Origin of the sequence: Prevotella sp. kh1p2 (assembly GCF_900111525.1) — a bacterium.
Classification (GTDB): domain Bacteria; phylum Bacteroidota; class Bacteroidia; order Bacteroidales; family Bacteroidaceae; genus Prevotella.
In genome coordinates, this window is record NZ_FOHY01000001.1 from 193,791 (window position 1) to 206,443 (window position 12,653).

Consider the following 12,653-nt stretch of genomic DNA (forward strand, 5'->3'; position numbering starts at 1 on the left):
GATAATTTGGAGCAAAATTACTAAAAATATGGCAAACGATGGTCACTGATTAGCATTAATTTTGTATTTTTGCAGAGTTATGAAGATTTTTACAAGTGCTCAAATTCATGAGCTCGACAGATATACTATAGAGCACGAACCCATCAAAAGCATTGATTTAATGGAGCGTGCAGCCAAGGCGCTCACCCGCGCCATTACCGAGACATGGTCCGAACGCACGCCCGTAGTGGTCTTTGCCGGACCGGGCAACAACGGCGGCGATGCGCTGGCAGTGGCCCGCATGCTTGCCGAACAGAACTACCAGGTATCGGTCTATCTCTTCAACATCCACAACCACCTCTCCGAGGAGTGCGAAGCCAACCGCCGGCGCGTGGCCGAGAGCAAGCGCATCAAGGCCTTCACGGAGATTTCACTCAACTTCGATCCGCCCAAACTGGATGCCGACACGCTGGTTGTTGACGGCCTCTTCGGCTCCGGACTCAACAAACCGCTGGCCGGAGGGTTCGCCTCTTTAGTGAAATACGTTAACCAGAGCCCCGCCAAAGTGGTTGCCATCGACATCCCGTCGGGGCTCATGACGGAGGACAACACCTACAACATCCACTCCAACATCATACGGGCCGACCTCACGCTCACCCTCCAACAGAAGAAGCTCGCCATGCTGATGGCCGACAACCAGCAGTACATAGGCCAGCTGAAGGTGCTCGACATCAGGCTCAGTCCCGAGTACATCAACGCCACGGAGGCACAGTACCGCATCCTCGAAGAGTCCGACCTGCGCCCCATGCTGCTCCCCCGGAGCCCCTTTGCACATAAAGGAACCATGGGCCATGCGCTCATCATTGCCGGCAGTTACGGCATGGCGGGAGCTGCCATACTGGCCACGAGGGCCTGCCTGCGCACCGGTGCCGGCAAGGTAACCGTGCACACGCCCAAGCGCAACTACGAAATCATGCAGCTCTCGGCACCGGAAGCCGTGCTGCAGATGGACCACGAAGAGACTTACTTCTCCGAGGCAGTAGACGCGGAAGACTTCGATGCCATTGGCATAGGTCCCGGTCTGGGCCGCCAGGAGAACACGGCCATAGCCCTGATAGCGCAGATACGCCGCGCGCAGTGCCCCGTTGTGCTCGATGCCGATGCACTGAACATACTGGCCAACCACCGCGCCTGGCTCCAGCAACTGCCCACAGGCATCGTCATGACGCCCCACCCCAAGGAGTTCGACCGCCTGGCCGGCGCCGCCAGCAGCGGCTGTTACGAGCGGCTCATCAAAGCTCGGGAGATGGCCGAACACCTGCACGCCTACATTATTCTCAAGGGTCACTGCTCTGCACTCTGCCTGCCCGACGGCCACATCGTCTTCAACCCCACCGGCAATGCAGGCATGGCAACGGCCGGCAGCGGTGATGTGCTCACCGGCATCATCACCGCCCTGCTTGCCCGCGGCTACAAGCAGCCCGAAGCCTGCATGCTGGGCATGTACCTGCACGGCTCGGCCGGCGACATTGCCGCACAGACCACAGGCCAGGAGAGCCTCATAGCAAGCGACATCATAGACCATTTGCCACAGGCATTCAAGCGACTCAACGACTAACAACACAGCACTCAAGATATGAAAAAACTAATGCTCAGCATCCTGATTGCCGCCGGCACAGCGCTTCCCGCATGCGCCCAGCAGCCTGTCAACGGCACTTCGTACTACCTGCCCAAGACGGCCTTGCGCTTCACCCTGCTGATAGAGAAGACCACCTACACGCCCGGGCAGTTCGCCATCTACGCCGACCGCTACATGAAAACGGGCAACGTGCAGCTGCAACCCGGCCAGAGTTACCGCATCGTGAGCACCCGGATGGTGCCCGTAGGCGTGCCCGACTCGGCCAAGCAGTTCACACTCGACCTTGAAAAGAAGCTCAGCATCAGCAACATTGACCGCGACGAGAACGGCATCCTGCTGGCCATCAACGCCAAAGGGCACCGCCAGGAGCTGCCTGCTCCCTTCGTGCCGGGCCGCAAGAAGGCGCTGCCCAACCCCCGCGACTTCATGAACGAGGACATCCTCACGGCCGGCAGCACCGCCAAGATGGCCGAACTCACGGCGCAGGAGATTTACGACGTGCGCGAAAACCGCAGCATGCTGGTCAAGGGGCAGGCAGAGTTCATGCCCAAAGACGGCGAACAACTGCGCATCATGATGAACAGTCTGAACCAGCAGGAGGCTGCCTTAATGCAGACATTCGAGGGTACCAGCGTCAAGGACACAACGGAGGTGGTGCTCAACTTCACGCCAACGGCCGAGACGGACAGGCAACTCTTCTTCCGGTTCTCCAACAAGCTGGGCCTCACTGATACCGACGACCTCGGCGGCTCACCTTATTATATCAGCGTGAAGCGGGCCAACAACGTGCCTACTCCTGCCCCCACGGCCAAGGAGGAGAAGAAAGCAAAGGACGACTTCGGCCTTAACGTGAACGTGCCCGACAAGATTGAGGTAACGCTCTACAAGGAGGAGCAGCCCGTGGAGCAATATGAAGTGCTGGCGGGACAGTTCGGCAAAATGGAGAACATGAGCGCCGAACTCTTTGGAAAGAAACAGACAAGCAAGCTGCTGCTATACCCCGTAACGGGTAGTATTGAGAAGATAGAGGTGGAGAACGTAAAATAGACCTCCCCCCTACCCCCTCCGAAGGAGGGGGAGTAAACCTTCCCCGACCCCTCCGAAGGAGGGGAAAGTCGGCTGTGGACATTTTTCTTGTGACTGATAAAGGCTGAGAACAGGGATAAAAACAGGTTTCTAAGGGAAGAGAATTGGAAAAGAAACATCCTTACTTGGATGATATAAAGGGATTGGCGGACAATGGTTACCCGTCTTTTTTTATGCTTTTTGGGCGGCGGTAACGATTAACTTGGCGGCGAAGGGGGGTGACTTGAGGGCGTGCGGATGATGGCGAAAATTCCTTTCTCATATCACCTGGTTTGTAAAAGCTATAGGTCAAGAGGCTTGAAGCTATCGGTCAAGGAGCTTGAAGATGCCCTTCAAGGGGCTTGAAGAGGGCATGTTTGCGGAACGCCGACTGTATGGGGCTTCCGCGACGGTGTGCAGGAGGGGTGAAAGAACTGGCTTGCGACTGCGTTTCTCACACTCTGCGGCTGTGTTTCTCACGCTCTGCGACTGCGTTCCTCACACTCTGCAGCTGCGTTTCTCAATGGTAGCCGAGGGGCAAACAAAAAGCGGGAGCCGCACATGTGTCGGTCCCGCTTCTTTTCAATTCAATTATGTATGTGCTTAACGTAATCGTTACGTTCAAGCTGCTACTGCCCGGTTAGTCGAGATTAGCGAGCTTGTCGTTGGAGCCAAGCACGTCGGTAATCTTGTGCTTGTACAGGTCCTCCATGTATTCACGTGCCTTGCCGCAATACTGACGGGGGTCGAAATAGTCGGGATGCTCCACGAACGTCTGGCGTACACCTGCCGTGAAGGCCAGGCGAGAGTCAGAGTCGATGTTAATCTTGCATACGGCGCTCTTGGCTGCCTTGCGGAGCTGCTCCTCGGGAATGCCTACTGCGTTAGGCAGCTTGCCGCCGTTGGCGTTGATGATGTCTACATACTCCTGCGGTACTGATGAAGAGCCGTGGAGCACGATGGGGAATCCAGGAAGCTCCTTCTCTACGCCCTCGAGTACGTCGAAAGCCAATGGAGGAGGAACCAGGCGGCCTGTCTTCGGGTCGCGGGTGCACTGCTCGGGCTTGAACTTGTAGGCTCCGTGCGATGTACCGATAGAGATGGCCAGCGAATCAACGCCAGTGCGGGTAGCAAAGTCAACCACCTCTTCGGGCTTGGTGTAGTGAGACTCCTCGGCAACAACCTCGTCCTCAACACCTGCCAGCACGCCGAGCTCGCCTTCAACGGTTACGTCAAACTGGTGAGCGTAGTCAACCACCTGCTTGGTAAGGGCGATGTTCTCCTCGTAAGGGAGTGCGGAACCGTCAATCATCACTGATGAGAAGCCCATGTCAACGCAGCTCTTGCAGAGCTCGAAGCTGTCTCCGTGGTCCAGATGGAGCACTATCTCGGGGTGGTTGCAGCCCAGTTCCTTGGCGTATTCTACAGCTCCTTCGGCCAGATAGCGCAGGAGCGTCTGGTTTGCATATTTGCGGGCACCCTTTGAAACCTGCAGGATGACCGGCGACTTGAGCTCTGACGAGGCCTTGATGATGGCCTGCAGCTGCTCCAGATTGTTGAAGTTGAATGCGGGAATAGCGTAACCGCCGTTGATGGCTCTCTTGAACATCTCGCGTGTATTCACGAGACCTAATGTCTTATAACTAACTGCCATAATGTTGATATGTTTAAAAAATGAATAAATCTCTTGTTTATCTCATTGCAAAATTACGCTTTTAATTTGAGTTAACAAAACGATACGCCGCTTTTTAGTGTTATGTTGAGGTTAAAAAAGATAATATTCCCTTAATTGGAAGCTATGAAGAGACGATTTGCCAATTTTATGTTGCAAAAGCCGAACGGCCGTTCTCCGCTCCGGGTAGTGAGGAGCAATCTGCTTTTTGCAGGCTTTTTACATTTTGATTAAAAATCTTCTGTTTTAATGGATGATTACTGAAAGTTTTTCTATCTTTGCATCCAACCGAAAAGAGAAGCGGCAGCTGGCATCCCACCATCCCGGTCTAACTGTGTGAACAGATACATTACAATTATCATATAACCTAAATTCATCATGATGGAATTAAAGAAATCACCTGACAACAGGCGCAACGTGCTGTGCACGATTGCCTTTGCAGCTTTTTGTTTTTTTGCTCCCACCCCGTCGTCGGCAGGCAATGCGCCGCGCACGGTGCCCGCTGCACAGCAGCAGGACAACAAGATTACCGGCACGGTTAAGGATACCGGCGGCGAGCCACTCGTAGGTGTAACGGTCAAGGTGCTGGGCTCCGGCACGGGCGTTATTACCGATGCCGACGGCAACTTCACCCTCAACGTGCGTCAGGGCAGCACCATCGAGCTTTCGTCTATCGGTTACAAGACCCAGCGCATCAATGTTGGGCGCGGCAGCCGGATGGACATCACCATGCAGGATGACAACCTGATGCTCGACGAGGTGGTGGCTATCGGCTACGGTCAGGCTAAGAAAGGAGACCTCTCGGCGGCCGTTTCAACGGTTACGAACGTGGACAAATTGCAGGAGCGACCTGTGAGCAGCGTGAGCCAAATGCTGCAGGGACAGGTGCCGGGAGTATCTGTCGTGGCCAACGGAGGCCACCCCGGACAGGAGCCCACCATCACTATCCGAGGCATGGGTTCGCCTAACGGCGAGGCTCCCCTGTATGTGGTAGACGGCGTTCCGGGCGCTCCCTTCAACCTGAGCGACGTGACCAACATTACTGTACTCAAGGATGCAGCCTCTGCAGCCATATATGGAGCCTACGCAGGTTCGGCAGGCGTCATTCTCGTAACCACCAAGCAGGCCGCTGCCGGCAGGCCGGGCGTGGAGTACAACGGCGTTTTCGGCTTCTCTACTTCGCAGAATCTGCCGCAGTCGCTCTCGTGGGCAGACGAGATGAGGGTGCGCAAATACTCGTACGAAGAGCAGGGTGGAACGCTCCCCAACGGCTGGAACGTGCTGAACAGCGACCCCGTTTACGGCCAGACCAATACCGACTGGATTGATGCCATCTTCCGTACGGCATCGTTCAACCGCCACAACATCGCCATTTCAGGCGGCACGGAGGAGTTCTCCAACCGCCTCTCGCTCGAGATAAACAATGCCCAGGGCACGCTCGAGAACACCTACAACCGGCAGGTAATAGCCCGGTTGAACTCGATGTGGATGATAAACAAGTACATCCGCATACGCGAAGACCTGAGCTGGCGCGATGTAAAGACCGTGGACGCCAATACCACCAGCGCCGAATCAGGTATCATCTCGTCGGCTCTGATGATGCCGCGCAACGTGTTCCCACGCGAGGAGAACGGCAGCTACATGGGCACCGTGCCGGCTGCCTACAGCCAGTATGGCGACATACACGGCGATGCCATCAACCCCATCCGCATGCTGATGGACCCTTACAACAACAACCACGCATCGACGGTTACCAGCTCCACCTTCCTTGACATTCTGCAACCCGTGCGCGGACTCAACTTCACGAGCCGCTTCACCTACAAGCAGACCAACTACATGCAGCGCACTTACCGCACGCGCCGCACCGAGATAGGACACGGATATCAGGAGAACCAGCTCTTTGAAGCCAGCTATCGCGAGCCGCAATGGGACTGGGAGAACACGCTGTCGTACGACCGCATCTTCGGCCGTCATACCCTGGGGCTCATGGCTTCGACCACGGCAAGCCAGTACCAGTACCGCTATTTCGACGCCATGGCACGTAACTTCAAGGACGAAACGCCGTCGATGTTCTACTTCGTCAATGCCGGCGAGTATCAGAATCCTACCGACCAGTACAACAAGGACCGCAACCTCTCGTTCGTGGCACGTGCTGCCTACAGCTTTGCCGACCGTTACTTCCTCACCGCTTCTATCCGTCGCGACTACGCCAGCAGGCTACCGGAAGGCAAGAAGTACGGCGATTTCCCCTCTGTTACGGCAGCCTGGAAGCTCACTTCAGAGCCTTGGTTCCCCAAGAGCTCCACGCTGAACCTGCTGAAGCTGCGCGCCAGCTGGGGCAAGATTGGCAACCTGGGCTCCATCGGCTACGGTTACGGCAACGCCACGCTGTCCAGCCGCTACATTGGCAGCGGCGACGTGGGCAACCAGATAGGCATCAACACGCCCATAGCCTACGGAACCTACCTGGCCACAGCTTTCAACCCGAACCTTACCTGGGAAACTTCAGAGCAGTGGGACCTCGGCCTCGACGTGGCCATGTTCGGCAACCGGCTGAGCCTGACGCTCGACTTCTTCGACAAGAACACGCGCGATCTCATCAAATACCAGAACACCGACTGGCCTTCTACCATCGGTATCGGCGCACCGCTCATCAACGACGGCGAGGTGAACAACCGCGGCGTGGAGCTCTCGGCACTGTGGAAAGACCGCATAGGCAGCAACTGGACGTACTACATTGGCGGCAACATAGCCACTCTGCGCAACCGACTGACCGACATCGGGGCCGCCAATCCCGACGGCACCAAGCCCGTTGAAGCCCTCGACACCAACTACAAGAGCACCCTCTACCCCTACCGCAACGCCGAGGGACAGCCGCTTTACTCCTATTACCTGGTGCGTACGGCCGGCGTGTTCCAAACTGATGCCGACGCCGCAGCCTACGTTAACGCCTCCGGTAACCGCATTCAGCCCAACGCCAAGGCAGGAGACCTGAAGTTCGTTGACCTCGACGGCGACGGTTCCATCGGCAGCGGAGACTACGAATACCGCGGTAACGCCATGCCGAAGCTCACCTACGCCCTGAGCGGAGGCTTCAGTTACAAGAAGCTCTCCATTGATTTCATGTTCCAGGGAGCCGCAGGCGGCAAGGTATTCAACGCCTACAAGTACACCACTCTCAACGAGGCGCTGAGCAGCTTCAACCGAGATGAGCGCATCCTGCAGGCTCTCGACGGCCCCACTTACGCCGTGCCGCGCATCAGTCAGAGCGACCCAAACGGCAACTTCACAACTGAATCCGACTGGTATCTGGAGAGCGGCTCCTATCTTCGGCTGAAGAACCTCTCCGTAAGCTATTCCTTCACCGACCTGCTGCGCCGCATCAGCTACTTCAACGACCGCCAGAGCGCCCTCGACCTCACGCTGAGTTGCGACAATCTCTTCACCATCACCCACTATTCCGGCATCGACCCAGAGGTTGGCGGCATTGGATTTGACTGCGGACAGTACCCCATCGCCCGCACCATCTCACTGGCTGTAAAGCTTAAATTCTAATGAGTATCACCAAGTAAACATCAAGATTATGAAATTCAACAAACTATATATCCTGTTATTTGCCGCCGCCGGAACGCTCTGCTCCTGCACCGGCGACTGGCTCGACACGACCAACGAGGGCGCGCCTTCGGAGAAGAACTTCTGGAAAACAGATGCCTCGTACATCTCGGCAACCAACAGCCTGTACTACATCTTCGGCCTCGAAGAGACTTACGGGCGTGACTTGTTCTGGGAGCAGGGTGCATCAGACGACATCTTCTACAGCCGTTCGCGAGGCAACGGCGAAATGTCGCTGGCCAACTTCACCTACGACGGCAACACCGAAAGCCGCCTCTCGACCATCTACGACGAGTTCTACACCACCATGGCCGCGGCCAACAACATCGTGTACCACGCCCTGCAGATACCCGAGGCCGAACGTTCGGCCATCGTCAGGCGCTCGCTCGGCGAGGCCTATTTTATGCGCGCGTTCTCTCACCTGATGATTGCGTACCGCTATGGGAGGGCCGACAACGGCGTGCCTTTTGTGCGTTACGAGGACTTCGGCGACTATGCGAAGCAGGTGAACGAGATACCCACGCAGCAGGCTACGGTGATGGACGACTACAAACTCATCATAGAAGACCTGCAGCATGCCGCCGACAACCTCGATTGGTTTAAGAACTACGGCCAGGATGACTACGGTCGGCCCACCAAGGACGCCGCTCTGGCCTACATGGTGAAGACCTACGCCTACTGGGCACGCCACGACGCAAGCCAGTGGGCACACATACCGGCACTGGTAGACCGCATTGAGAGCGAGGGCGAACGCGGCCTGCTCGGCAACTATGCCGACGTTTTCACCGTGGCCAACAACTGGAGCAAGGAGTACATCTGGAGCGTAAACTCCAGCGGCTCCAACTATGCAGGCAGCCTGTTTCCAGCCATCGTGCTCGAAAACAAGGGCTGGGGCATCTACAACGGATGGGGAAACTTCAAGCCAACGCTCGAACTCTACGCCGAATACAACGACCAGGACGCCCGCCGAAGCGCCACGATACTGAAGTACGGCGATGCGTTCACCTTCTTCGGCGAGCAGCGCAGCTACTTCTCGCAGTCAGATAACGAGTGCGGATTCCAGTTCAACAAGTACATGGAACCTTTCAAGTACGGCAGCAAAGGCGTAAGTGAATACGTGTCGAACAACGGCGACCGCCCCACCACAGCACTCAACCTGCCGCTCTGCCGTTTTGCAGAAATGCTGCTGTTCAAGGCCGAGGCGCTCATCATGCAGGGCAAGAATGCCGATGCGGCAGCCCCGCTCAACCGCATTGCCCAGCGCGCCCACGAGGGCGTAAGCTACACGGCACCAACCATGACGGACCTCATGCACGAGCGCCGTTGCGAACTCGCAGGCGAGTGGACGGACCGTCGTTTCGACCTGATACGCTGGGCTTTCAGCGGCAACGAGGCCTGGAACCGGGACGCCCGCGCACGTCTGGTAACGGCCAAGCACGGCCTCAAGCACACCGACCGCGCCAACCCGGCTTCGCCGCTCGATACGGCAGGCGGCTCGACAATGACCATCAACGGCAAGACCTACCAGGGAGTAATCGGCCTGACCAACATGTCGCAGCCGCGTACCATCGACGAGAACCACACCGTATTCCCCTACCGCGTGAACACGGTCATACAGTCAAACGGCAAGCTCAGGCAGAACGCTGGCTACGCCTCCAACTAACAGCCCCGGCCCCAACCATAATCCCCGCTCCTGCATGGGTGGGGATTATGCGTTACAGGTGCTCGGAAAAGGTGCTGAATACATGCTTCAGGAACTTTCGACACCTGTCGCACATGAATGCGACAAGTGTCAAACAATCGTGCGACAAGTGTCGAAAGTTCCCGAAGCATGCCTTTTGCACCGTCGGGGCAGTCAATTATCACCCTGTTTAAGGTGCAATTCGCTATTTATTTCGTATATTTGCATCAATCGAACCTCATCAACAAAAACTACATGAACATAAAGAACCTCACGCTCTCGTTGCTGGCAGCCCTGCTGCCCGTCTCGCTCCATGCGCAGGAAGCAAACCTGCAGACTTTCACTCTCGACCGTCCTTACACCGTGGAGAAGCTGCGCGTGCCCAAGGGAAAGAAGGTAAAGAACGTCATCCTGATGATAGGCGACGGCATGAGCCTGATGCACATCCAGGCTGCCTGGACCTGCAACCGGGGCCGCCTGTGGCTGGAGAACGCCCAGTACACCGGCCTCTCGAAGACGCCTGCTGCCAACCGGCTCATCACCGACTCCGGTTCGGGCGGCACGTCGCTGGCCACCGGCCACAAGACTCTGTACCACGCAGTGGGCGTGGACGTGCAGGGGCGGCCGCTGAAGTCGCTCGTTGACTATGCCAAAGCCAGCGGCAAGGATGCCGGCATAGCCGTTACCTGCCGCCTGTGGGACGCCACGCCCTGCGATTTCTGCTGCCACAACATAGACCGGAACAAGGCACAAGAGCTCATAGCCGACTATGTGAACAGCCCCGTTGACTATGTTTTCGGCGGCGGCGCCAAGTATTTTACCCAGCGTACTGACGGCCGCAACATCTTCAGCGAGCTGCAGGCCAAGGGCTACCACATATCGCGAACCTTCGAAGACCTGCAGACCTGGCACACGAGCAAGGTGTTCTGCGTGCCTTACGACGTAGACACGCCGCTGCCCGACGAGCGCGGCGACCTGCTGGCCCGCGCCTCGCTGAAGGGCATGGAGCTGATGTCGCAGAACCGCAAGGGCTTCTTCATGATGGTTGAAGGCTCGCAACTGGACGACTACGGGCACTTTAACCAGTTGGACATGCTGATGAAGGAGACGCTCGACTTTGACCGCACGGTGGGCGAAGTGATGAAATGGGCGGCCCGCGACGGCGAAACGCTGGTTGTTGTAACGGCCGACCACGAGACCGGAGGCATGACGGTGCACGGCGGAAACCTGCAGAGCGGCACCGTTACCTGCAACTTCTCGTCCAAGAACCACACGGGTACAATGGTGCCCGTCTATGCCTTCGGCCCCGGCGCCGAGCACTTCAGCGGCATCATGGACAATACGGACATCTGCTGGAAGATAAAGAGTTTGATGAAAATGTAACCCCCCGCACGATGATGAAGAACAGATATCTGCTTGCAGCCTTGCTGCTTCCGGCCTCGGCAATGGCCGTGGCACAGAACCTGATACCGTCGGGTTCGCCCCTCTACAAGCTGCCTTACAAGAACACCTACGTAATGGAAACGCTCGTGGCGGAGAACTCGTTCCGCACGGCAAAGGTGGAGAAGACGCGCCCCGGCACCTTTGAGCAGGCCCGCCGCGTGCTTCCGGCGCCCTACTGGGAGGGCCACGAGCGCGAGATTGACATGTACTGGAGCGCCTGGCAGTACGGAATCAGGAACATCTGCCAGCCGCTCGACGACTCCGGTTTTGTGACCAGCTACATCTCACCGGCCTATAACGGCAACATCTTCATGTGGGACGATGCCTTCATCACCATGTTCTGCCGCTACGGCAAGAACTTTTTCCCCTTCCAGAAAACGCTCGACAACTTCTACGCCAAGCAGCATCCCGACGGCTTCATCTGTCGGGAGATACGCGCCGACGGCTCCGATTGCTTCGGCCGTTACGACCCCACGAGCACCGGTCCCAACCTGTTGCCGTGGTCGGAGTGGCTCTATTACACCCAGTTTGGCGACGACAACCGGCTGAACAAGGTGTTTCCGGTGCTGGCGGCTTACTACAAATGGCTCAAGCTGAACCGCACCTGGCGCAACGGAACCTACTGGACAAGCGGCTGGGGAACGGGCATGGACAACATGCCCCGCGTGCCCGAAGGTTACAACACCATCTACAGCAACGGCCACATGGTATGGCTCGACGCCTGTCTGCAGCAAATCATGGTGGCCCGCATACTGCTCAAGATGGGCTTCTACCTTGAGAGATGGCAGGAGATAGAGACCTTCGAGGACGACATCAGGCAGCTGTCCGCGTACATCAACGCCCACATGTGGAGCCGGAAGGACGGGTTCCTGTACGACCAATATGCCAACGACAGCCTCAGCACCACCCAAGGCATCTACGCCTACTGGGCCTTGCACACCGACGTTCTGCCCAAGGCACGGCTCGACAGCCTTGTATCGCACCTGGCGGACACGGCCAAGTTCAACCGCCCACACCGCGTGGCATCGCTTGCGGCCGATCATCCAAAGTACAAGGCCAACGGCCGCTACTGGCTTGGTGGCGTATGGGCACCTACCAACTACATGGTTATATCGGGCCTGGTGGATAAAGGCTATCGCCAGCTGGCATGGGACATCACCCTCAATCACTACCGGAACGTGTTCAAAGTGTGGCAACGCACGGGTACCTTCTACGAGTACTACGCCCCCGAAGCTGCCGAACCGGGCTTCATGGCACGCAAGGACTTCGTGGGATGGACCGGTCTTCCGCCCATCGCAGAGCTCATTGAGTACATCTTCGGCATACGTGCAAACTACGGCGAGAATACCATCACCATCGACGTTAACCTGCTCGATGCCTATGGCATAGACCGTTATCCCTACGGACCTGATGGCAGCATCTCCTTCAAAGTGGCCAGGCGCAGCTCCCGCGAGCAGCAACCCAAGGTGACCATCAAGACCAACGTGCCCTTCAAGGCAGTTATCCTGTGGGGAAATCACAAAACAGAAAAAGAGGTGAAGGCCGGAAGCCAGACCATTTAA

7 protein-coding genes are annotated in these 12,653 nt (G+C 57.1%); 6 read left to right on the forward strand and 1 reads right to left on the reverse strand.

The window, feature by feature from the left end; genetic code table 11:
* Nucleotides 1–79: 79 nt before the first annotated feature.
* Nucleotides 80–1,597, forward strand: coding sequence for an NAD(P)H-hydrate dehydratase (locus BMW31_RS00845; RefSeq protein ID WP_091819908.1), 1,518 nt, complete (start codon nt 80–82; stop codon nt 1,595–1,597).
* Nucleotides 1,598–1,615: 18 nt separating this feature from the next.
* Nucleotides 1,616–2,665 carry a DUF4831 family protein gene (locus tag BMW31_RS00850; protein ID WP_091819911.1) on the forward strand — a complete coding sequence of 350 codons (1,050 nt, stop codon included), beginning with the start codon at nt 1,616–1,618 and terminating at the stop codon, nt 2,663–2,665.
* 658 nt (nt 2,666–3,323) lie between these two features.
* On the opposite strand, the gene BMW31_RS00855 is transcribed toward BMW31_RS00850, so the two are convergent.
* Nucleotides 3,324–4,337, reverse strand: coding sequence for a class II fructose-bisphosphate aldolase (locus BMW31_RS00855; protein WP_091819914.1), 1,014 nt, complete (start codon nt 4,335–4,337; stop codon nt 3,324–3,326).
* A 396-nt stretch (nt 4,338–4,733) separates the two neighbouring features.
* Here BMW31_RS00855 and BMW31_RS00860 point away from each other — a divergent pair, with 396 nt between their 5' ends.
* The 4 genes from BMW31_RS00860 (at nt 4,734) to BMW31_RS00875 (ending at nt 12,653) form a co-directional block, all read left to right on the forward strand.
* Nucleotides 4,734–7,910, forward strand: a complete 3,177-nt coding sequence (locus BMW31_RS00860; protein WP_255404768.1) for a SusC/RagA family TonB-linked outer membrane protein — start codon at nt 4,734–4,736, stop codon at nt 7,908–7,910.
* A 28-nt stretch (nt 7,911–7,938) separates the two neighbouring features.
* Nucleotides 7,939–9,630 carry a RagB/SusD family nutrient uptake outer membrane protein gene (locus tag BMW31_RS00865; RefSeq protein ID WP_091819917.1) on the forward strand — a complete coding sequence of 564 codons (1,692 nt, stop codon included), beginning with the start codon at nt 7,939–7,941 and terminating at the stop codon, nt 9,628–9,630.
* A 273-nt stretch (nt 9,631–9,903) separates the two neighbouring features.
* A complete protein-coding gene (locus tag BMW31_RS00870; protein ID WP_091819920.1) occupies nt 9,904–11,031 on the forward strand; it encodes an alkaline phosphatase in 1,128 nt (375 codons plus the stop codon).
* Between the two features lie 11 nt (nt 11,032–11,042).
* Nucleotides 11,043–12,653 (forward strand): MGH1-like glycoside hydrolase domain-containing protein, encoded by a 1,611-nt coding sequence (locus BMW31_RS00875; RefSeq protein WP_091819922.1) that lies wholly within the window; start codon nt 11,043–11,045, stop codon nt 12,651–12,653.